This window comes from Arthrobacter sp. MDT2-3, assembly GCF_059090465.1.
The window spans coordinates 922,395-943,340 of record NZ_JBNHFS010000002.1; the positions used below are offsets into that span (position 1 = coordinate 922,395).

At 64.6% G+C, this 20,946-nt stretch carries 19 protein-coding genes and 1 pseudogene; 8 read left to right on the top strand and 12 right to left on the bottom strand.

The genetic code is table 11. The annotated features are described in order from the left end of the window. Positions 1 to 2: 2 nt before the first annotated feature. Positions 3 to 377 carry a DUF7793 family protein gene (locus AC5RUQ_RS09955; protein ID WP_493947149.1) on the bottom strand — a complete coding sequence of 125 codons (375 nt, stop codon included), beginning with the start codon at positions 375 to 377 and terminating at the stop codon, positions 3 to 5. 133 nt (positions 378 to 510) lie between these two features. On the opposite strand from AC5RUQ_RS09955, the gene AC5RUQ_RS09960 reads away from it, so the two are divergent. The 4 genes from AC5RUQ_RS09960 to AC5RUQ_RS09975 all read left to right on the top strand — a co-directional run bounded on the left by AC5RUQ_RS09960 (position 511) and on the right by AC5RUQ_RS09975 (position 2,244). After that, positions 511 to 1,125: an AAA family ATPase gene (locus tag AC5RUQ_RS09960; protein WP_493947150.1), complete on the top strand. Its 615-nt coding sequence runs from the start codon at positions 511 to 513 to the stop codon at positions 1,123 to 1,125. Between the two features lie 77 nt (positions 1,126 to 1,202). Beyond that, positions 1,203 to 1,412, top strand: coding sequence for a hypothetical protein (locus AC5RUQ_RS09965; RefSeq protein WP_458781085.1), 210 nt, complete (start codon positions 1,203 to 1,205; stop codon positions 1,410 to 1,412). 35 nt (positions 1,413 to 1,447) lie between these two features. Further along, positions 1,448 to 1,576 carry a twin-arginine translocation signal domain-containing protein gene (locus tag AC5RUQ_RS09970; RefSeq protein WP_493947201.1) on the top strand — a complete coding sequence of 43 codons (129 nt, stop codon included), beginning with the start codon at positions 1,448 to 1,450 and terminating at the stop codon, positions 1,574 to 1,576. Positions 1,577 to 1,671: 95 nt separating this feature from the next. Further along, on the top strand, positions 1,672 to 2,244 hold the full coding sequence (locus AC5RUQ_RS09975) for an alpha/beta hydrolase (protein ID WP_493947151.1): 573 nt from the start codon (positions 1,672 to 1,674) through the stop codon (positions 2,242 to 2,244). Positions 2,245 to 2,256: 12 nt separating this feature from the next. Here AC5RUQ_RS09975 and AC5RUQ_RS09980 read toward each other — a convergent pair whose 3' ends face one another. From AC5RUQ_RS09980 to AC5RUQ_RS10005, 6 genes are all read right to left on the bottom strand, one after another. Beyond that, positions 2,257 to 2,928, bottom strand: coding sequence for a DUF1961 family protein (locus AC5RUQ_RS09980; RefSeq protein ID WP_493947152.1), 672 nt, complete (start codon positions 2,926 to 2,928; stop codon positions 2,257 to 2,259). Further along, positions 2,929 to 3,618 (bottom strand): rhamnogalacturonan acetylesterase, encoded by a 690-nt coding sequence (locus AC5RUQ_RS09985; protein ID WP_493947153.1) that lies wholly within the window; start codon positions 3,616 to 3,618, stop codon positions 2,929 to 2,931. It lies immediately after the preceding gene. Between the two features lie 29 nt (positions 3,619 to 3,647). Then, positions 3,648 to 4,520, bottom strand: a complete 873-nt coding sequence (locus AC5RUQ_RS09990) for a carbohydrate ABC transporter permease (RefSeq protein WP_461172442.1) — start codon at positions 4,518 to 4,520, stop codon at positions 3,648 to 3,650. Positions 4,521 to 4,522: 2 nt separating this feature from the next. Beyond that, entirely contained in the window at positions 4,523 to 5,497 is a 975-nt protein-coding gene (locus AC5RUQ_RS09995) for an ABC transporter permease (RefSeq protein WP_493947154.1), read from the bottom strand. Then, complete coding sequence (locus AC5RUQ_RS10000; protein WP_493947155.1) at positions 5,498 to 7,027, bottom strand: extracellular solute-binding protein; 1,530 nt, start codon at positions 7,025 to 7,027, stop codon at positions 5,498 to 5,500. A 98-nt stretch (positions 7,028 to 7,125) separates the two neighbouring features. Further along, positions 7,126 to 7,809 carry a YesL family protein gene (locus AC5RUQ_RS10005; RefSeq protein ID WP_493947156.1) on the bottom strand — a complete coding sequence of 228 codons (684 nt, stop codon included), beginning with the start codon at positions 7,807 to 7,809 and terminating at the stop codon, positions 7,126 to 7,128. 236 nt (positions 7,810 to 8,045) lie between these two features. Here AC5RUQ_RS10005 and AC5RUQ_RS10010 point away from each other — a divergent pair, with 236 nt between their 5' ends. Both AC5RUQ_RS10010 and AC5RUQ_RS10015 read left to right on the top strand, forming a co-directional pair. Continuing rightward, the gene (locus tag AC5RUQ_RS10010) at positions 8,046 to 9,314 is read left to right on the top strand and encodes a Gfo/Idh/MocA family protein (protein WP_493947157.1); all 1,269 of its coding nucleotides are present in this window, start codon (positions 8,046 to 8,048) and stop codon (positions 9,312 to 9,314) included. Positions 9,315 to 9,349: 35 nt separating this feature from the next. Continuing rightward, entirely contained in the window at positions 9,350 to 12,634 is a 3,285-nt protein-coding gene (locus AC5RUQ_RS10015) for a family 78 glycoside hydrolase catalytic domain (RefSeq protein WP_493947158.1), read from the top strand. Positions 12,635 to 12,660: 26 nt separating this feature from the next. Here AC5RUQ_RS10015 and AC5RUQ_RS10020 read toward each other — a convergent pair whose 3' ends face one another. The 5 genes from AC5RUQ_RS10020 to AC5RUQ_RS10040 form a co-directional block, all read right to left on the bottom strand. Then, positions 12,661 to 13,920 (bottom strand): MFS transporter, encoded by a 1,260-nt coding sequence (locus AC5RUQ_RS10020; protein ID WP_493947159.1) that lies wholly within the window; start codon positions 13,918 to 13,920, stop codon positions 12,661 to 12,663. A gap of 103 nt (positions 13,921 to 14,023) precedes the next feature. Next, positions 14,024 to 14,653 (bottom strand): Poxvirus protein I5, encoded by a 630-nt coding sequence (locus AC5RUQ_RS10025; RefSeq protein ID WP_493947160.1) that lies wholly within the window; start codon positions 14,651 to 14,653, stop codon positions 14,024 to 14,026. A gap of 22 nt (positions 14,654 to 14,675) precedes the next feature. Continuing rightward, positions 14,676 to 15,593, bottom strand: coding sequence for a carbohydrate ABC transporter permease (locus AC5RUQ_RS10030; protein ID WP_493947161.1), 918 nt, complete (start codon positions 15,591 to 15,593; stop codon positions 14,676 to 14,678). Further along, positions 15,590 to 16,543 (bottom strand): carbohydrate ABC transporter permease, encoded by a 954-nt coding sequence (locus AC5RUQ_RS10035; protein ID WP_493947162.1) that lies wholly within the window; start codon positions 16,541 to 16,543, stop codon positions 15,590 to 15,592. The genes AC5RUQ_RS10030 and AC5RUQ_RS10035 overlap by 4 nt, the downstream gene beginning before the upstream one ends. Positions 16,544 to 16,574: 31 nt before the next feature. Further along, positions 16,575 to 17,867: an ABC transporter substrate-binding protein gene (locus AC5RUQ_RS10040; protein WP_493947163.1), complete on the bottom strand. Its 1,293-nt coding sequence runs from the start codon at positions 17,865 to 17,867 to the stop codon at positions 16,575 to 16,577. 177 nt (positions 17,868 to 18,044) lie between these two features. Between AC5RUQ_RS10040 and AC5RUQ_RS10045 the strand changes: the two genes are divergently transcribed. Beyond that, positions 18,045 to 20,060, top strand: a complete 2,016-nt coding sequence (locus tag AC5RUQ_RS10045; protein ID WP_493947164.1) for a beta-galactosidase — start codon at positions 18,045 to 18,047, stop codon at positions 20,058 to 20,060. A gap of 414 nt (positions 20,061 to 20,474) precedes the next feature. Beyond that, positions 20,475 to 20,946: pseudogene (locus AC5RUQ_RS10050) on the top strand (HNH endonuclease); the annotation flags it as partial.

A 20,946-nucleotide genomic window follows, 5' to 3' on the forward strand; every position in this document is an offset into this window, starting at 1 on the left:
GATTACCCGGCCTGCAGCAGCCAGGCCATGGATTCAGTCCTGGAGGTAAAGAAGCGGGTGGGGCAGGGCGGGACGTGGACGCCCAGGAAGAAGTTCGCCAGGATCCGGTCCACCGGACTGGAACCGAGCAGCGCGATCCGGTTGGCGGCACAGGGGATGGAAAACACCGAACGCGCCGTCCTGGTGACATTTTCGGTGGTGGCCATGTCCACGAGCATCGGGTATGTCTTGTCCCCTGCTATCGCGTTGACGGCCGCCATCGCTGCCTGGGCGTCATGTTGTTCTATGCGGACCTGCGGCTCCCAGATAAGGTGGATGACACCGTCGGAACGCAACTCCACCGTGCCTTTGCCACCATCAACCATTAGAGGCTCCATGCCAAGTCTCCCTCCCAGTGCAGACTCCCCTATTCTGCTCCAACTTTGACCTGGCGGCGCTGCCTTCTGCTTTCACAGCCTTCCCACAGGCTTCCCGAACCGCAGGCACAGTGCGCCCCTGTATGAAAGAGACATGACACTTCGCGTGAGACGACCATCGGCCCTCATTGTCGTGCTGGGCATTGATGGTGCCGGCAAATCCACTGCCGCGCGCGAGGTGGCGGACCTTCTGCCCGGCACGCCGGTGCTGGTGCTCGGCAACTACTCTGGGAGGAAAACCATCGCCGGCCTGGCCCGGCGCTTCGCTGTACCCCTGCCCGTGCAGGTCGCGGATATTCTCGAAACCGCTGTGCGGGTCTTCAACGTTGTGCTCAATCACCTGCGTGCCCGGCGCTTTGACGGCCTGGTCATCATGGACCGGCATCTGTACTGCCAGCTGGCCCTGCGGAAAACGCGGGGCATCCGCCGCCACCGGATGCTGGAAGCCCTGCTGGGAAAGCTGCCGAAGGCCCAGGCTGTGGTCTACTTCGACATCCCGGCTGAGCAGGCGTACGAACGCATTGCCCTTCGGGGCGAGGACCAGGAAAGCCTTGAGGATCTCCAGAGGTTCCGGAAGGCCTACACGGAGCTGCCTTGGTACCCCGGATTCACTGTGGTTGATGCGGGCGGATCCACCAAAAACAGTGCCCTGCAGCTGCAGCGGGTCATCGCCAATGCCTTGGAATCTCCTGCCTCCCTGCCCTTGTGAGACCACACCGGAAATCCTTTGCGCCAAACACACTTACTGCTCTTGTGGGGCGGGGGTAGCAGAAGCAAGGATTGGTTATGGATGACCTGCGGCACAGAGCCAGACACCTGCTGCAGCGCAAGGACCTAGGCCTGATCGATCTCTGGATCCTCTACTGGAACCACGGCGGGCACTGCCATCCCTTCGATTTTGATGCCTTTATCCATGACGTACTTCCTGTCGCGTGGTTCGACCTGGATGCCCTTCAGTCGGCGGTGGAGGAACTGTCGCTGGAAGCCATCGCCTAGGTGTATTGACCTGAAAGGTAAGGGCCTCCGCCCTGCTGGGTGAACGAGGGGACGGCGGCTCCACGCGACGCAGCTTCCTGGTTGGCGCGGGAGCATTGGCAATGGCCGCAGCGCTCTCAGCCTGCTCGGGAGAAGAAATGGACCCCCCAAAGAATCAACCCTGAACTTTGCTGCCCTGAGTGCCAGGCCGGGAAGCAAGCCGCGGCAAGCACCTGCCCCGGGCCAGCAGGGCCTGGGGCTGGAGGCTGTCCGGGACACCTTGCTCTACGTCCCGTCCGGGCTGCGGCCCGGCCAGCCGGCCCCGCTTATCCTCCTGCTGCACGGCGCAGGGGGTGAGGCCGCGGGAGGATTATCACTGCTGTCCGCCTTTGCGGAACGACACAAAATCGTCCTGGCGGCACCGGCTTCGCGTGGCTCAACGTGGGACGGCGTCCGGGGTCCCCTCGGCCCCGACGTCCAGGTGATCAACCTGGCCATGGAGCGAGTTTTCCAACAGGTCTTCGTGGACCCGAACCGCATCGGTGTGGGTGGCTTTTCAGACGGCGCTTCCTACGCCCTGGCCCTGGGCCTGGCCAATGGCGACCTCTTTTCCCGGGTCATCGCCTTCTCCCCGGGGTTTGTCCCGCCCGTCCCGCGCAACGGCAAACCCAGGGTCTTCGTTTCCCACGGAGACAGTGACGCCGTCCTGCCGATTGAGCGCACCAGCCGCCGGCTGGTGCCCGCGCTTCAGGCCGAAGACTACGACGTCACCTACCGGGAGTTCCCGGGCCCGCACGCGGTACCCGCAGCCATTGCCCAGGACGCCATCGACTGGCTGGCCTGGCAAAAGTAACGAAACTGGACGCTAAACCTTTTCCACCACAAGGTTGCGGTAGGCGGCGCGGAGCGGTGCCATCTGCCTGAACCCCAAGTAGCCTCCGCCCAGCACCGTGTCCGATGGATCCTGCCAGTCAAGGAGCGGCAGCCCGTTGATGGAAAAGGCCACGTTCCGGCCGTCCTTCACAACTTCCATCCGGTAGAAATCCACGGCGTCCTCTGTTGGCGGCAATGGGTCCGCGCCCTGGGCCACCAGCTCGAAGCCGGCGCTCTTGCGGAGGTTGCAGGTCCGGAAGGCCCGCTCCGACTGGTACTTGTGCCGGAAATACGAGACGTGCAGGGCGTCCATGTCCCCGGAGTGGTACTGCGGGTAGTAGCCGGTCCGCGGCGTGAGTACAGGGGAGAACAGATCCCGCCCGCCATGCCCGTTCGCAGCGAAAAACACCATGGCCAGCCCCGGTTCCTCAAGGGGGAGGAACTCCCAGCTGACCCGGATGCCGTCGGGAAACTCCTCCGGGCACCAGAACGTCCAGTGCGCGTGGTCCCCGAACTCCTCGTCATCCAGCGAGCCGGACAGCTCCAGGGCCCCTTCGCGGCTGCCCAGGCTCACGGGCCCTTCGCCTACCCAGTCCGCCACGTCCCCGGGACCGTTTAGCGGGTTACTGTAAAGCACCTTCGTTCCCAGGCCGGCCGCTCCCACCTAGCCGCGCCCCGCCGTCGTACGTGCCAAACCCAACGGGGCCAGCCCCAACTCCTGAAGCTGCCCCGCAACGTGCTCTGCCACCACGGCTGCACCCTGTTGGGAGAAGTGGGTGTTGTCCGTCAGCCCGTCGGGCCAGTACGCATGTTCACCCGGTGCGAAGTGGCAGAAGAGGGATGCCGAGTCCTCCCGCCCCAGCCGCACGTACAGCGCACGGGTCCACGAGTTGAGGTCGATGACGGGCAGGCCCAGCTCCAGGCCGATCTCCCGCACCACTTCCGGATAATCCTCCAGGCTCTCCTCCAAGGAAGCGTCCGACGACGGGCCGGCCAGGAAGTGCCGCCGCTCCACCGATGTGCACAGCACGGGCAGCGCCCCCAGGGCCCGGACTTCGGCCACCATCCTTTGCAGGTTGGCGGCATAACCCGTACGTGCCGCCAGGTGCGGCTTCTTTTGGTCGTTATGGCCGAACTGGATCAGCACCAGGTCACCATGGGCTGCCTCCGCCAGAAGCTGGCCCCAAAGCCCCTCCTCCCGGAAGGACTCAGTGCTGGCGCCGCCCTTGGCGAAATTGTGCACGGCAGCCCAGGTGTAAATATGCGGGGGCAGTTTGGCTCCCCAGCCGCTCATGGGGTACTCGTGCGTGGGGCAGTTGGCGACCGTGGAATCTCCGGCAAGCAGGACTTTCATGGTGTGCTTTTGTGCTTTCTCTTGGTGCATCAGCCCTTGACGGAACCGATCAGCATGCCTTTGGCAAAGTGCTTTTGCAGGAACGGGTAAAAGATCAGGATGGGCAGGGTTGCCACCACGATGACGGCGAACTTGATGCCCTGCTCCGGCGGGATGTAGGCAGGATCCACGTTGCCGGTGCCCAGGAGGTCCGATGCTGCCGTGACCTGGCGCAGGTACATCTGCAGGGTCCATTTGGAGTTATCCGAGAGGTAGAGCAGCGGCGACATGAAGTCGTTCCAGATGCCCACGGCGTAGAACAGCGCGAACGTGGCCAGGACGGGCTTGGACAGCGGGAGCAGGATCCGCCAGAGGATCCCGATCTCGGTGGCGCCGTCCATCTTGGCCGATTCCTCCAGCTCCTGCGGGAGTTCCTGGAAGAAGTTCTTGATGATGATCAGGCTGAACGGGTTGATCGCCGCGGGCAGGATCAGGGCCCAGTAGGAGTTCAGCAGGCCCAGGTCCTTGACCAGCAGGAAGGTGGGGATCATGCCGCCGGAGAACACCATGGCGAAAACCACAAGGGACAGGATGACCTTGCGCCCGCGAAGGGTGCGTTTGGCCAGCGGGTAGGCCATGGTCACGGTGAATGCGAGCTGGATCAGTGTGCCGACGGCTGTGACCAGGACAGTGGTGACCAGCGCCCTGGTGAACGCAGGTGTGGAGAAAATGTACTCGTAGGAGCCCAGGGTGAACTGCTCCGGCCAGACGAAGAACGCACGCCGGGTGATTTCCGCTTCGGTGGCGAAGGATCCGGCCATCACGTAGATGAACGGCAGCAAGGTGATGATGCCGACCAGGGACAGGAACACGTAATTGGCAGCGTCGAAGATCCGCCCGCCGGTGGTGTTGTGGATTTTCATGGCTAGAACAGTCCGCTCTGGTTGAAGCGTTTGGCCAGGGCGTTGGTGCCGAAGATCAGCACGAGGCCCACCAGGGATTTGAAGAGCCCGACGGCGGTGGAGTAGCTGTAGGCGCCCTGCGTGATGCCGACAAAGTACACGTAGGTATCGAACACGTCGGCCGCGGAGCGGTTCAGGGCGTTGGTCATCAGGTAGATCTGCTCGAAGCCGGTGTTGAGCATCTGCCCGATGGCCAGGATCAGCATCACGATGATTGTTGACCGGATGCCGGGAAGCGTGATGTGCCAGACGCGGCGGAACCGGCCGGCGCCGTCGATGATCGCGGCCTCGTACTGGTCCTGGTCAACGGTGGCGAGCGCGGCGAGGAAGATGATGGTTCCCCAGCCGGTGTTCTTCCAGATCTCCTGCAACACAATCAGGGGACGGAACCAGTTGGGATCCGACAGGAAATCGATGTTCGTTCCCATCACCGAGTTCAGGAACAGGAACAGCGGGCCGAAGTCCAGGGCAAAGAGCAGGAAGCTCAACGAGGCAACGATGGTCCAGGACAGGAAGTGCGGGATATACACGAGGGTCTGGACGGTGCGCTTGAGGATTGAGAGCCGGACTTCATTCAGCAGCAGTGCCAGGACGATGGTCAGCGGGAACGCGATGCCAAGGTTCAGGAACGCCAGGATCAGGGTGTTGCCCAGCAGCCGCGGGAAGTCCGGGTTGGAGAAGAAGTCCTGGAAGTGCTGGAACCCCACCCACGGGCTGCCGTTGACGCCCAGGAACGGAACGTAGTCCTTGAAAGCAATGCTGACCCCGTACATGGGCCCGTAACGGAAGATGGCAAAGTACACCACGCCGGGCAGCAGCAGCAGGTACAGCCACTTGTAGTGCGCGAAGTGGACGGAGAACCTTCCCCGCTTCCGGGGGGCGGACGCAGGAGGCTGCGCCCGCTCCCCGGCTTTGGTGGCAATGACAGGGGCTGTCATTTACTTGTTGTCCTGCCAGAGCTTGTTGATCTCTTCCTTGACCTTGTCGCCACCGCTGGTGTTCCACAGCTTAATGGCGTCCTTCAGGCCCTGCTCGTCGATCTGGCCGGCGAGGTACTTGATGCGGGCATCGGCAACGATGTTGTCCAGCTGCGCACCCTTGGAAACATAGGTGGCGGACACGTACGGGGCGGCCGGATTGTAGACGGCGCTCTTCAGGTCTTCGGCCATCACTTCGGTGCGCTTGTCGAAGACCTGCTGTTCGTACTCGCTGGCCTGCTTCACCGGGTAGAAGGTGTTTCCGGCAACGTTCATGCCGAGCTGTGCGTAGCTCTTGATGTCCGTGTTGACGGCTTTGGCTTCCTCGGTTTCAGGTTTGATGGTGGCAGCCTTGCCATCCTCCAGCGTGAAGTTCACGCCTTCGATGCCGTTGTTGAGCAGCACGGCCACGTCCTTGCCGTTCATGGTGTTCAGGAACTCCAGCACGGTCTTCAATTCAGCCTCGGTCCTGACGCTGGACTTGGGGATCGCCAGGAAGCCGGAGTAGCCGTCGGTAGGGTGGGCGTTTAGCTCGCCGTCCGGGCCTTCAAGGTTGCCGACGAAGCCCACCTTGTTGTCGAAGTTGTTCGGGTCTGCCTGCTTGAACAGGTTGATGAGGACGCTCACCCGGGAGTCGACGTCGACAATGATGCCGCCCTTGCCGTTCAGGAACGGCTCGTTCCACTTGGTGGGGTCGAACGTGGCAAAGTCCGGGTTGATGAGCTTCTCGTCTACCATCTTCTTGACGAACCGGTTGGCTTCCAGGAATTCCTCGGTCTCAAAGCTCGGGATCAGTTTCCCGTCCTTTTCGGTCCAGCGGTTGCCCGCGCCGTACCAGGTCTCGATGAAGTCGTACGGGCTGTTGGTTCCCAGGGCGCCCCACTTGGGGATGGTGATGCCCCAGGTGTCATTCTGGCCGTTGCCGTCCGGATCCTTTTCGGTGAATGCCTTGGCTACCTCGTACAGGTCCGCCGTGGTCTTGGGAGCCTCAAGCCCCAACTTGTCCAGCCAGTCCTGCCGGAACATCACGGCAGCACGCATGGGGGCGCGGCCGCGGTAAACGCCATAGACCTTGCCGTTGATGCTCGCGTTTTGCTGGATGTCCGGGAAGGTGGTCTTCAAATTCGGGTATTCAGCCAGCTTGTCCGTCAGGTCCCAGAAGGCACCGGCTTCGGCGTTCTTGACGAAACCGGGCGTTTTACCCTGGATGACCATCACGTGCGGGATCTCGGAGGATGCCAGGGTGATGTTGGTTTTGTCCTCGTAGGAGGCGTTGGGGGCCCACGTGATATTGACGTCCTTGCCAGCCAGCTCCTCGAGCTTCTTCTGGACGGCGCCGTCGGCGGAAGGCGGCTGCGCTTCAAGGAAGGGAGCCATGACGTTCACTGTGGAGAGGTCTGCGGACTGGGTTTCACCTCCGCCGCAGGCCGTCAGGGTGAGCGCCGTAGCGGTAACGACGGCGGCGGCCAGGGACATTCTTCTGCGGATCATTTTGTTCCTTTTCCACTTCTTCGGGGTCGGTTTTGCTGTCACCGCGCAGCGATGAGCCCGGGCAGCAGGAGGTCAGTTTTATGTTTAGGGCCGTGCGCTCAGCGCGCTGTCAGCGCCTGGTTATGCTGCAGACCGCTGGCAGCGGCCTGCAATTGCTCATAGGCGGCGGCCATGGAGTCATCGTTGGCGGTAAAGAAGCGGTCACACAGCCACCCGGTCAGGAACAGCCAGGCTCCGATGCTGAAGAACGGGATCAGGCCTGGGACGGCACCGCTCGCATAGGCCACGGCTGCAGAGACGAACAGCAGAATGACTGTGCCCGCGAGGTGGCGGAGGGCGAAGCGTGACGACATCAGGAAGTACTGGGGCAGGGGAAGGTGGTACCGGGCAAACATGGGGAACAGGTAGCACACCGCGCCGGCAACGAAGATGGCTCCGACAAAGGTTGCAGCGGCTGCCAACTGGGACAACAGTCCATCCGAGCCGGAAAAGTAGTTCCAGTTCATGGCGAGGGCCACGGCCACCCCCATGACGGGGAGGGCCAGGGCGTTGCCGCGGACAAGATTGCGGCGGTACTCGTGGGCAAAGCCGGGCAGCAGGCGCGCGGCGTCACCCTTGGCCCTCTTGCGGACCAGGATTTGCGCTGCTGCGGTGGCAGGCCCCGCACCCAGGACACCAAGGCCCAGGACGGTGAAGGCGAGCCACAGCATGTTCAGGCAAGCGACCCAAAGGAGTGTGTCAAAGAACGAGTATGCCCGGGCGCTCCACGATGACGTTGACATGGCACGGCTCCCTTCGGTTCTCCATCGTTGCAGAAACGGGGACCGGAGTGGTCCACGTCACGTGAGTAATCGGTTTCTCGAAATCTAGACCCCCGCCATGGGGCGGGTCAAGCTAGTTTTTGAATCGTTACATAAGTGGACGGCAAGCCTGCGCGTGGCGCACACTGGAAAGCGGAAAGCGCTTGCCATCATGCGCTTGCAGGAACTCATGCCCTGTCCGGGCGGAATGGAGCACCATGGGAACGCCAGCCGGCACCGTCGCCGGGACCCACCAGCCCCGGGACCTCACTACCTCCGCGGGAGCCAGCGCGCAGCCAGCCGGCGAGCCTGGGGCGGAGCAGTCCGGCAGCCGTGCTTCCACGGTGGCGCTGGTAGGTGTCCACGGCTTCGGCACCCACCACTTGCGGAACCTTGAGCGCCTCCAGACGGCCGGCGTCGTCGACCTTGTTGCCGTTGCTGACCCCAATCCCCCTGAGCCGGATTCTGTCCCCGCAACGACGCACGTTTTTCCTGGGCTGGCTGAATTGCTTTCGGAGACCGGCGGGCTTGACCTCATCATTGTCGCCACCCCCATCCAGACCCATGCCCCGCTGGGCCTCGCAGCACTGGCCACCGCCGCCGACCTCTACCTGGAGAAGCCGCCGGTCGCGTCACTCGCGGACTTCACCAAGCTTTGCGACGCTGCCGAAGCCAATGGACGCAGCGTCCAGATCGGCTTCCAGAGCCTGGGTTCCCGCGCACTGCAGGCGATCGGGAAGCTGCTCGCCGACGGAACCATTGGCAGGCTGGAGGGTATCTCGGCAACCGGCCGCTGGGTGCGGGACCGGGCCTACTACAAGCGGTCACGCTGGGCCGGCAAACGCACCATCGACGGTGTGGACGTGGTGGACGGCGTGGCCACCAACCCCCTTGCGCATGCGGTGGCAACAGCCCTTCGGATTGCGGGAGCACGCACTACTGCGGACATCGCTGCGATTGAGACCGAGCTTTACCGTGCAAACGACATCGAGTCCGATGACACCTCGGTGATCCGGATCCGCACCAGCTCGGGGCTGCCCGTCACCTGCGCACTGACGCTGTGCGCCGCCGAATCCGTGGAACCGTACGTGACCCTGCAAGGCTCAAAGGGCACCGCCGTCTTCCACTACACGGAGGACCGGCTCACGGTGGAAACTGCCGAGGGCCGCTCCGAGGAAGTCTTCGGCCGGGATGGCCTGACCGAAAACCTGCTGGTCCACCGCAACAGCGGAGCACCGCTCATCAGCCCGCTCCTGGACAGCGGCGCTTTTATGCTCGTCCTGGAAGCTATCCGGACCGCTCCGCTGCCGGCCCCCATCGACGAGGCATACCTCCGGTGGGAGGGCGAGGGAGATGCGGCGCACGCTGTGCTTCTCGGCATCGAGGATGCCCTGGAACGCGCCGCCGGGCAGCACGCCACCTTCAGCGAACTCGGGCTCCCTTGGGCCGGTACCGCCCCGCACGTCTTCACCCTGCCGGTTTCCTGAATGCCCCGCACCCCAGCTGCAAAGCCGGTATTTCCGTGATTGCGCGCGGGCAGCTGCAGGCCAACCGCCTGCTGACGGACGGGCTCTTCCCCTGTCTTACGGCGGGAGCACGCCCCTCGTTCAGCTGGCAGCTCGTACAGCCTGAGGAATCGGATCCGTCCCGTGCCATGCAAACCGGCTACGAGATCGTGGTGCAGGACGCCGCAGGGTCCCGGGTGTGGAATTCGGGCCAGGTTGCTTCCGACTGCCCCGTCTCTGCTGGCTATAAGGGACCAGCGCTCGACGACGACGCGGACTATGCGTGGCGGGTCCGGGTGTGGGACGCGGCGGGCCTGCCGGGAGCCTGGTCGAAACCGCAGCAGTTCAGCACCGGCCTCTCGGACGCCGGGTGGGGAGCAGACTGGGTGCACCGCGCTCCGGGTGGCCGCGCTCCGCTGGAGGTCCTGGACGGGGCGCTGCGCGTAGCCGGCACACCCTTCCTGCCCATACCATGCCCTCCGCTTCGCGCTTTTTGGCTGCGGGCGCGCGTGAGGCCAATGATGGGCGGGGCCGGTGTCATCGTCCGGAGCTCCGGCCCCGGGACGGGGCTGCTGCTGGAACTCGATGCCGGCGGCGGCCTGGTGCTTCGCCGGGCCGCCGAGTGGGAAATTCCCATATCTTCGGCCCCCGCCACCGAGGTCCTGGCCAGTTCCCAGGCCAGCCCGGCGACCACCGGGTGGCGGGACCTGGACGTCACGGACGACGGCGACGCCATTACTGTGGCCGTGGACGGCATCGAACTCCTGGCCTGGAAGGAGCCGGCAGCTCCCGGCGCGCAGGGCCGGCTGGCCCTTCACCAGGGGCCCCTCAGCCAGGCCGAATATTTGTCGCTTCACGTCACGGACACCTCCAACGGAAAACCCGGCGACCTGCTGCTCGACCATCAGTTCGGCGCCGGCACCGATCTTGCCCGCGCTAACCTCGCCCACTGGGCCGGCACCACGGCACGCCGCCAGCCGGACGAGTGGACGCTGTTCAGCAGCACCATCAGGCTCACCGGCACGGTGGCCAGGGCCCGTCTCTTTATGGCGGCGAACCATCACGCAGAGCTCTCCCTGGGCGGCACCAAATGCCTCAGCACCACGTCCTTTGGCTACCCGGGCGAAGGGTATTACGACGCCGCGGACGTCACCGGACTGCTCACCGGGCTTTCGGACGGCACGGCGGGCACCTCGGCACGGCCGCAGGACGTAGAGGTGCCGCTGACAGCGCTGCTGCACTGGTACGGACCCGGGCAGGGCCGCGCCGCCGGCCTCCCCGGGCTGCTGGTCCGCATCAGTGTTGACTATGCTGACGGCCGGCGCGAGGTCTTTGCGTCAGGCCCGGATTGGCTGGCATCCGAGGCGCCCTACCGCCAGTCGGGCTACCGCAATGACGAGGGCGACCCCGTGGAGCATCTGGACGGCCTGGCCGCAGCTGCCCTGCCCGCCGTCGAACAGATGCCGCCCGCCTTGAGCTACGGCAGCCACCCTTGCCCTGAGTTCCCGGCCCTGCATCCGCGGCGGACGGTGCTGGCGGAAGAGTTCGCGGCGCCGCAGGCGTTCCTGACCGCCGACGACGGAACGCTGGTGGCGGACTTCGGCCAGGTCATTCCCGGCCGCCCCGAGGTGGACTTCCTCAACGGCATCCCCGGCCGTACCCTCATGATCCGGGCGGGTTACGTCCTTTGCGCCGACGGCAGGGTGGACACCGGCAAGACCGCCAGCCAGAACACCGACATGTCCTTCCCCTACACCCAGGCCGCGGGGCCGCAGCAGTACCGGGCTACGGTGCACCTGGGCTTCCGGTACCTTGAGCTGCTCGGCGTGGACGCCGCGGACCTGTCCAGGGTCGGTGCGGTGGTGGTCCACGGCCGGCACCCCGGCGAGGGTACGTTCAGCAGTTCCGATGCCACGCTGAATGACGTATTCCGGCTGCTGCGGGATTCGGCGCTCTACGGAGTGCAGGAGCAGTTCGTGGACACGCCCACCCGGGAGAAGGGCCAGTTCCTGGCCGACGCCGTCAATATCTCCTACGCCACCATGGCCCTCTTCGGCGAACGCGCCTACACCGCCCAGGCTCTACGGGAGTTCGGCTGGTCGGCTGCCCGCTACTGGACCGACGGATCAGACAAAGGCCGCTACAACGCCGTCTACCCCAACGGGGACGGAAAACGGGACATCCCCGATTTCTCGCTGATGATCCCGGAGTGGGCCGAGGAGTACCACCGCCGGACCGGTGACCTGGCATTGGTCAGGGAGCTGCTGCCGCATCTCCGTGACACGGCGGACTACGCCTTGCGGTACATCCCGGCAGAGGGCCCGACGGCGGGACTGGTCACCCAACTGGGTGGCGGCTCCGGCCCGTACCTCCACGGCATCGTGGACTGGCCGGCCCCGGGCCGCTTCGGCTACGACATGGACTGCGCCGCCAAGACCACCGTCAATTCCCAGGCCTACTCCGCCCTCATCTCAACGTCCCGGCTCTGTGCCCTTGCCGGGCAGGAGGATACCGCTGTTGAGTACGCCCGGCGGGCCCGCACCCTGGCAGGGGCCATCCGTACCCGCCTCCGCGTGGACGGTGTGATGGTGGACGGCCTCCTCGCCGACGGCACACCCAGCTCCCACGCCTCCCAGCACGCCACCTCGTTCCCGCTGTCGTTGGGGATCACCGGCACTGAGCACGCCAGGGCTGATGCCCTGCGAATTGCCGGCATGGGCATGCGGCAGGGACCCCTGACGGTGCACCGGTTGGTCCGGGCGCTGCTGTCCCAAGGCCTCGCAGATGCCGTCCTGGACCTGCTCACGAACAAGGACCAGCCCGGATGGGCGCGGCTCCTGGAGCGCGGCGCAACCTTCACCTGGGAGGCCTGGGACCTGGCGGAAGGCACGGACTACAGCCAGTCACATGCTTGGTCCGCCTCCGTGGTCAAAGAGATCCTCGAGCACCTGCTCGGCGTCCGCTACGCCTCGGCCGGCGGCCGTGAACTCCTGATCGAACCGCCGCTGTGCCGGCTGGAGCATGCCCGCGGCACCGTTCCGGGAGGCAACGGCGACGTGGAAGTCAGCTGGAGCCGGGACAGCGGGCTGGTGCGCCTGGAATGCACGGTCCCGGCCGGCGTTACTGCGGTCGTCCGGCTGCCGGCCGGCACCTACGGAATCAAGGGACCGACGCCGGATGCCGCCGTCGTTCTTTCCACTGCCGAAGGCGGGGCTGCTGCCGCCTGGAACGCCCGGGCCGCGCATCCTACAAGGGATTTCAGGGTGCACGCCGGGAACTGGACGTTTACGCCCGGCAGCTGATTCCTCCGCTTGAGTGGGCCGGGCCCCTAGTCCCTTTGTTTCCGGGCGTTGAGCCAGAGCAGCACACCGATCACTGCTGCGGACAGCATGCCCAGCGCACCGGTGGTCACGAGTCCGAGCCGTACGCCGAACTGCTCGGTCAGCCAGCCGGCCAGCAGGCCGCCCAGGGCATGTCCTCCCAGCAGCAGTGGCAGGTACAAAGCCATCACCCTGCCGCGGATCTCCGGGCCGGCCTCCAGCTGCACGGCGGTGGCGGCACTGGTCAGGAACAGCAGGGTCATCAGGCCCACCACCACCAGCATGACAACGAAGAGGATGAGGGTGGGCATCAGGGCCGCCACCAGCTGGGAGAAGCCGAAGAGGCCTGCAGCCAGCACGATCCCCTTCCGGCCCAGGCTCCGGAGGCGGGCGGCGAGCAACGCACCGGCCAGTGCTCCGATGGCACTGACGGTGTTGAAGAGCCCGAACCCTTCAACGCCGTTGTGCCATACCCGTTCGGCAAAGGCGGCCAGCACCACGGGCCCGTTCATGCCGAACATCCCCAGGAGTCCGGCCAAGGCAATGACCAGCAGCAGCGAAGGCCGTTCCCGGACGTAGCGGAACCCGGCCAGGAGCTGGCCCCTCCCCCGTTCCGCAGGGATGCTCGGGTGCAGCTCGGCCGGCCGGATAGCGGCGATCAGGCAAAGCACCAGCAGGCACAGCAGTGAGTTCGCGGCGAACGCTGCGGCGGATCCAACTTGTGCAATGACGATTCCAGCCAGCGCAGGCCCGGCCATGGCGCCAAGCTGGCCGATGGCATTGTTGATGCCGATTGCCGGCCTGAGTGCGGCGTCGCCCACTACTTCGTTGACGAACACCTGGCTGGCGGGCTGGTTGATGGCCGACGTTACGCCAAGCGCTACGCAACTGGCGTAGACGGCCCAGACGGTGACGGTTCCAGTCGCGGCCCACACGGCCAGGGCCAGGGCTAGGAAGGCTATGACGGCCTGGCAGACCATCATGATCCGGCGCTTGGGAAACATGTCCACCAGCAGGCCGCTGAGGGGTCCTACGATCAGCATTGGCAGGAACTGCAGTGCCACCGCCACACCTACGGCGGCCGGGCTGCCGGTGAGCTGCAGCACCAGCCAGTCCTGGGCCAGCCGTTGCATCCATACCCCTACACTTCCGGTGAACACCAGGACCAGGAAGAGCCTGTAGTTGCGCTGCTTGAGGGGCTGGTACCAAGGAGGCTGGCTCTTCGTCGAGCGGAGGGACTGTTCGGAACGCTGGCGGTCGGAAGACACGTCGGACTCAACTCACATTAGTGACGGGCAGAACCGGGAAGTGTTTGCAGCTTGCGGGAGTTGCCCGCCGCTGGTGGAACTCAGTACTGGGGGGCCTGATAATTCAGGAGCGGGTGGAGCGCAGTTTCACCGCAGCAGCGGCGAGGATCAGGGTGCCGGGGACCACCACGAACAGTGCTGCCAGCATCCAGACAAACACCACTGCCCCGAAGAGCGCGGCGGCCAGCAGGAGGGACCCAGTCCAGTCCTTTAGCGACAGGGCCTGGCCAGTCTCGAGCGAGGAGCGCCAGGCGCTGCGGGCGTCGGCGCGGGAGCCGGTGAAGTCGGACCACGCGGCGGCGGTGCGGAGGAGCACAATGGCTGCGGCAGCAGCCAGGATCAGGGTTGCCGGCAGCACCACTTCCCGGCCCGGCAGCTGCCCTACCCAAGCGAGCAAAAGGTTAAGGACAATCACGACGGCGGCTGCCGCCGTCGTGATTCCTAGCCTCCAGCTGCCCGGCAGGGCAGCCGTGAACGTGCCCCACAGGCCGCGGACGGAATCGTCCCGGCCGGAGAGGTGCCGCTCCAGATGGGCGATCCCCGCCGCATAGGCGGCGGGGATCGTCACCAGCGGAATGGACAGCACCAGCACCAGCACCCCGGCCAGGAGGGTCTCGGAGAACAACGCGAAGCGGTTGACCGGGACGGGCTCGTGGTGGTTGGGGGCGGGTGTGGTGCTGTCCATGACGCTCATTTTCTGTATCGGCTTCCGGGCGTCAGCCCTTGAGGCCCTGGGTGGAGACGCCTTCAACAATGTACCGCTGGAAGACCAGGAAGAAGATCAGCACCGGCAGCAGGGCCAGGACGGACATGGCGATCATTGCACCGTAGTCCGAGCTCTGGGTCTGGTCCACGAACAGTCGCAAAGCCAGGGGCAGCGGGTACTTGTCCGGGGTGTTCAAGTAGAGCAGCGGGCCCAGGAAGTCGTTCCAGCTCCAGATGAAGGAGAAGATTGACGTGGAGATCAGGGCCGGCTTCATCAGGGGCAGCATGATGGAGGTGAAGATCCGGACGTGGCCGGCGCCGTCGATCCTGGCGGCCTCGTCCAGCTCGCCTGGCAGGTTGCGCATGAACTGGACCATCAGGAACACGAAGAACGCGTCAGCGGCCAGGAACTTGCCGATCAGCAGCGGCACGTAGGTATCCACCAGGCCCAGCTGCTGGAACACGATGTACTGCGGGATGATCACCACGTGGAACGGCAGGAGCAGGGTTGCGATCATCATGCCAAAGAAGACGCTGCGGCCCGGGAACTTGATCCTGGCGAAAGCGTACGCTGACACGCTGGCCGAGAGGACGGTTCCCACCACTGCACCAATAGCCAGGATCAGCGAGTTGGTGAAGAACTGCAGCGTGGACACGCCACCGATGCCTTCCATCGCCGTGACGAAGTTGTTGAAGCTGAAGTTGTTGGACCACAGCGACGTGTTCGCTCCGCCAATCTCGGCATTCGGCTTGAACGAGGAGGCGATCATCCACAAACCCGGGTACAGGACCACGGCCGTCAGGGCGAGGGCCACCACGTGGAAGAGGGTGCTCTTGGCGCGCTTGGCCCCTGCCGATTCTGACTTGGGGTTGTAATTCAGCACCTGTGCGTCCGGGGCGGACTGGGTGGGAGTTGCCGTGGTTGTCATTTTGCATCACCGCTGTAGTGGACCCAGGACTTGGACGTGCGGAAGAAGATCAGGGTAATGATGCCGACGACGATCACCAGCAGCCAAGCCATCGCCGAAGCGTAGCCCATCCGGAAGTCGCTGAAGCCCCGCAGGTACAGGTAGAGGGTGTAGAAGAGGGTGGAGCCGGCAGGGCCGCCTTCACCGTTGGAGATGATGTAGGCCGAGGCGAAAATCTGGAACGCGTGGATGGTTTCCATCAGCAGGTTGAAGAAGATCACCGGGGAAAGCATGGGCCAGGTGATGTTGAAGAACTTCCGCACCGGGCCTGCGCCATCCATGGATGCGGCTTCGTAGAGATCGGCCGGGATCTGCTTCAAGCCGGCGAGGAAGATCACCATCGGGGCGCCGAACTGCCAGACGGTCAGCAGGATGAACATGGGCATGGTCATGGAAGGGTTGCCCACCCAGCCGCCGATGTTGATTCCGAAGAAGGACAGGCCCTGGTCCACCGGGCCGGAATCGCCGAACATGGCTTTCCAGACGATGGCGATGGAAACGGACGCGCCGATCAGGGACGGGGCGTAGAACGCTGAGCGGTAGAAACCCTGGCCGCGGCGCTTGCTGTTCAGCAGCATCGCCACTGCCAGTGCTGCGGCGAGCTTGAGCGGGGTACCGAAAACCACGTAACCGACGGTGACGCCCACCGACTGCAGGAACCGTTCGTCCTGGAAGAGGGTGGTGTAGTTGTCCAGGCCGATCCACTTGGGCGGATCGAACAGATTGTAGTTGGTGAAGGACAGGTAGAGCGAGGAAATCATGGGCCCAACAGTGAGGGCGATGAATCCCAGCAGCCAGGGCAGCAGGAAGGTGTAGCCGGCGCGGGCATCCGCCCCGCGCTGCCGCGACTTGCGCGGCAGCGGGGAGTCGGACTGTGCCGAACGCCTGCTCAATGTTGGGCTTTGAGTCACGAGTTCAATCCGTCAGTTGTGAAAGCCTGAATCAGGCGTTCTGCTTGATGAGGTCTTCGGCTTCCTTGAACCATGCGTCGGCTGCGCCGTCGATGGTCAGCTTGCCGTAGTTCAGGTCCGAGCTGACGCGCTTGAAGGAAGCCTCGAGGGTACCGAAGCCCACGATGGGCGGCTCGGGAGCGTCCTTGAGGTACTGCTCGATGGACTTTTCGTAATCCACCACGAGCTTGTCGGTGCCTTCGAAGGTGGTGCCGTCGCGCTGGGTCTTCGACGCCGGAACACCGCGGGAGGTCTTGAAGATTTGGCCAACCTCGGGATCGTTGACCATAAAGTCGATGAAGCGGGCAGCGGCATCCTTGAACTTCGTCTTGGCGCTGGCAACCATGAGCATGGAGGGCTTGAGGAACAGGCCCAGGTTGTCCGCGTCGTCCGAGGGCGGCGGGACCAGCTTGAGTTCCTTGGCGCCGCTGTCCGCGAGGTAGCCGGCCATGAAGTTGTCCCAGGTGACTTCGGTGGCGGTGACGTTTGAGCCGAAGGGAGACTTCGGGGCCAACTGGGTGACGCGCTCTTCGGTGATGATGGCCGGGGTGCCGCGCAGGCCCGCCGTCGTGTTCCACCACTTCTTCATGTCGTCCTTGGTGAAGCCGAGCTTGCCGTCTTCGGTGAAGGCCTCGATGTTGTTCTGGCGCAGCCAGATGTTGAACATCCACCAAACACCGGTGTAGTCGGTGGAGCCGAAGATCGCGCTGTTGCTCTTGGTGCCAACCTCGGTCAGGAAGTCGTTGAATTCCTTGTAGCTCCACTTACCGGTGGGCTCCGCGATGCCCAGGGACGCCAGCTTGGCGGGATCGTAGTAGACGGCGAAGGCGTTGGTGCTGGTGGGGATGCCGTAGGTCTTGCCCCTGATCTGGCCTGAAGGCAGGAGGGACTTATCAAAGGCGTCGGTGTTGATGTTCACGGTGCCCAGGTCCAGGAGCTGGTTGCGCTGGCCGTAGTCGCGCAGGTAGGAGAGGTCCCACTGCATCACGTCCGGCAGGCCGCCGCCGGCTGCTTCGGTGGCACGCTTCTGCCAGTAGCCGGCGAAGTCGGTGAAGTTGCCGTTGACCTTGATGTCCGGGTTTTTCGACTCGAACAGGGCGATCGCCTTGCGGGTACGCTCGGCGCGGTCGTCGTTGCCCCACCAGGTGTAGTTGATGGTCACGGGGTTCTCGGCGGAGCCGGTTTCCCCGGCGCTGGTGCTGGAGCCTGTTCCACAGGCCGCCAGAGCGGCGGCAGATGCGGTGCCGACGGCTACGGTGGTGAGGAAATGCCTTCTGTTAATCATGAGAGCCTCCTTGCTCGATGTGTGCAATCCCAGTCGCTCACCCTACAACGTGAGTAGTGAGCTGGCTTACACGGCTTCTGAAACGATACAATATCGGCATTCCCGGAAATGGGCAAGCGTTTTCCAAAGATCTGGTTTTCGAGCCAGTTCCATCTTCCCAGCAGACAAAGGAGTCCCATGACTTTGCAGGAAACCCCCAGCCCGGCCAGCGTCTGGAACAACATCGAAGGTATTGCGTACGGCGGCGACTACAACCCCGAACAGTGGCCGGTCAGCGTCCGGCTGGAGGACCTGGAGCTGATGCAGGAAGCGGGGGTGAGCTTCCTCAGCGTGGGGATCTTCTCCTGGGCCCTGCTGGAGCCGGAAGAGGGCAAGTACCGCTTCGACTGGCTGGACGAGGTGCTGGACAACCTGGCGGGAATCGGCGTCAAGGTAGCCCTGGCAACTGCGACGGCCGCTCCCCCTGCCTGGCTGGTACGCAAGCACCCGGAAATCCTGCCTGTCACGGCGGACGGAACCGTGCTGGGACCGGGCTCGCGGCGGCACTACACGCCGTCGTCGGCCGTTTACCGCCGCTACGCGACCGGCATCACGCGGGTGCTGGCGGAGCGCTACAAGGACCATCCGGCCCTTGCCCTCTGGCATGTGGACAACGAGTTGGGCTGCCACGTCTCGGAGTTTTATGGTGAAGAAGACGCGGCAGCCTTCCGGCTCTGGCTTGAGCGGCGGTACGGGAGCATCGATGCCCTGAACGCTGCCTGGGGTACGGCGTTCTGGTCCCAGAACTATGCCTCGTTCGCGGAAATCCTGCCGCCGGGCGTTGCGCCTTCGACGTTGAACCCGGGCCAGCAGCTGGACTTCCAGCGCTTCAACTCCTGGGCGTTGATGGACTACTACCGGGACCTCGTTGCCGTCCTGCGCGAGGTCACTCCCGGGGTGCCGTGCACCACCAACCTGATGGCATCCAGCGCCACGAAGTCCATGGACTACTTCGACTGGGCCAAGGACCTGGATGTCATCGCCAACGATCACTACCTTGTTGCGGCCGATCCCGAACGGCAGATCGAACTCGCTTTCAGCGCAGACCTTACCCGCGGCATTGCGGGAGGTGACCCGTGGATCTTAATGGAACATTCGACGTCGGCCGTCAACTGGCAGCCGCGCAACCAGCCCAAGATGCCCGGTGAAATGCTGCGCAACTCGCTGGCCCACGTGGCGCGGGGCGCTGACGCTGTGATGTTTTTCCAGTGGCGGCAGAGCTTCGCCGGCTCGGAGAAGTTCCACTCTGCGATGGTGCCGCATGGGGGCCGGGACACGCGTGTGTGGCGCGAGGTGGTTGACCTGGGAGCGGCCCTGAAGCGACTGGCTCCGGTGCGTGGTTCGCGGGTGGAATCACGCGTGGCAATTGTGTTCGACTACGAGGCCTGGTGGGCGAGCGAAATCGACTCCAAGCCCAGCCAGGATGTGAAGTACCTGGACCTGCTGCGGGCCTTCCACCGGTCGCTTTTCCTGCGGGGAGTGTCCGTGGACATGGTGCACCCGTCGGCGTCGCTTGAGGGTTACGACCTTGTCCTGGTGTGCACCCTGTACTCGGTCACCGACGAAGCCGCAGCCAATATTGCTGCTGCCGCCTCTGCCGGTGCCACAGTTCTGGTGAGCTACTTCAGCGGGATTGTGGACGACAAGGAGCACGTGCGGCTGGGCGGCTACCCGGGTGCATTCCGCGAACTGCTGGGCGTGCGCGTGGAGGAGTTCCATCCCCTGCTGGCGGGCGGGCAGCTGAAATTGAGCGACGGCAGCGTCTCTTCTATCTGGAGCGAGCACGTCCACCTGACGGGCGCCGAAGCGGTCCAGACTTTCACGGAGTATCCACTGGAGGGCATACCGTCCCTGACCCGGCGGGCGGTGGGTGAAGGGGCCGCGTGGTACCTCGCCACGTTCCCGGATCGGGACGGCATCGAGGCGGTCGTGGACCGGTTGCTCGAGGAGTCAGGCATTGGGCCCGTTACAACGGCCGATCCCGGGGTGGAGTTGACGCGCCGGCGTTCTGCCGATGGCCGCAGCTTCCTGTTCGCCATCAACCACTCGCGGACGTCCGGGGCTGTCCAGGCCGCCGGCGTTGATCTGCTCTCCGGCCAGCCGTTCGACGGGGTTGTGCCTGCAGGCAGTGTTGTGGTGGTAGTGGAGGACTGACCTCCATTTATCAGGGCGCCGCTTCAGCGCGGCGCCCTGAGGCTTGACGTGCGTACGACGGCGGCGCCTCCCTTGGCGCCCCGTCGCACCTTATTGCGGCTGGGCACCGCACCACGGGAACGCTTCGCTGTTTGCGGCTTGGCGCGTTGCTGCCGCCGGGTTTTCCACATACAGCTTTTATCAGCAGTTTTTGTCAGACCCTGATGGAAGACTTTGTTCATGGAAGCGGTTCAGGAGTTGGCAGAAGTAAGCGGGGCGAGGAACGTTGGCGTACCGTCGGTTGCCGTTCTTGGGGAGGCCCCTTCCGCTGTCCCGCCGCGAGCCGGACTAGGGGACGCCCATCCTGTTGTCCCATCCGTTGCCGTTATCCGGGAGGCCCTGGCCGCCGTGCCGATTTGTGCTGATGGTGCGGGCATGATTGATCAGATTCGCCAGTTTGAGGATGTGAAGGTCTTGGCGGCGGCGCGGCAGGCCGAGATCACTGTTGCTTTTGACCTGCACCAACGGCGGGAGCAGGCCGCTGCCGGGGTCCCTGCCCAGGAGCTGGGTGCCGGGGTCGGTACCCAAGTGGCGTTAGCGCGGCGGGAGTCCCCGGCGCGGGGAGGCCGGCTGCTGGGCCTGGCCAAGGCACTGAGGGAGATGCCCCGCACGTTTGAGGCTTTCCGGTCTGGGCGCCTGAATGAGTGGCGGACCACGCTGCTGGTGAAGGAAACCGTATGCTTGTCGGTCGAGGACCGGCAGGCCGTGGACGACGAGCTCGCCGCGGACACCGGCACCCTTGACGGGTGTGGGGACCGGGCCATCACCGGCGCCGTCCGTGCCGCAGCGTACCGGCGGGACCGCCAGTCTGTCGCGAAGCGGGCTTCCCATGCCGTCTCAGAGCGAA

Coding starts and splice junctions, on each gene's coding strand:
- AC5RUQ_RS09955 (WP_493947149.1), bottom strand. CDS start 377: ATGGAGCCTCTAATGGTTGATGGTGGCAAAGGCACGGTGGAGTTGCGT.
- AC5RUQ_RS09960 (WP_493947150.1), top strand. CDS start 511: ATGACACTTCGCGTGAGACGACCATCGGCCCTCATTGTCGTGCTGGGC.
- AC5RUQ_RS09965 (WP_458781085.1), top strand. CDS start 1,203: ATGGATGACCTGCGGCACAGAGCCAGACACCTGCTGCAGCGCAAGGAC.
- AC5RUQ_RS09985 (WP_493947153.1), bottom strand. CDS start 3,618: ATGAAAGTCCTGCTTGCCGGAGATTCCACGGTCGCCAACTGCCCCACG.
- AC5RUQ_RS09990 (WP_461172442.1), bottom strand. CDS start 4,520: ATGAAAATCCACAACACCACCGGCGGGCGGATCTTCGACGCTGCCAAT.
- AC5RUQ_RS09995 (WP_493947154.1), bottom strand. CDS start 5,497: ATGACAGCCCCTGTCATTGCCACCAAAGCCGGGGAGCGGGCGCAGCCT.
- AC5RUQ_RS10000 (WP_493947155.1), bottom strand. CDS start 7,027: ATGATCCGCAGAAGAATGTCCCTGGCCGCCGCCGTCGTTACCGCTACG.
- AC5RUQ_RS10005 (WP_493947156.1), bottom strand. CDS start 7,809: ATGTCAACGTCATCGTGGAGCGCCCGGGCATACTCGTTCTTTGACACA.
- AC5RUQ_RS10010 (WP_493947157.1), top strand. CDS start 8,046: ATGGGAACGCCAGCCGGCACCGTCGCCGGGACCCACCAGCCCCGGGAC.
- AC5RUQ_RS10025 (WP_493947160.1), bottom strand. CDS start 14,653: ATGAGCGTCATGGACAGCACCACACCCGCCCCCAACCACCACGAGCCC.
- AC5RUQ_RS10030 (WP_493947161.1), bottom strand. CDS start 15,593: ATGACAACCACGGCAACTCCCACCCAGTCCGCCCCGGACGCACAGGTG.
- AC5RUQ_RS10040 (WP_493947163.1), bottom strand. CDS start 17,867: ATGATTAACAGAAGGCATTTCCTCACCACCGTAGCCGTCGGCACCGCA.
- AC5RUQ_RS10045 (WP_493947164.1), top strand. CDS start 18,045: ATGACTTTGCAGGAAACCCCCAGCCCGGCCAGCGTCTGGAACAACATC.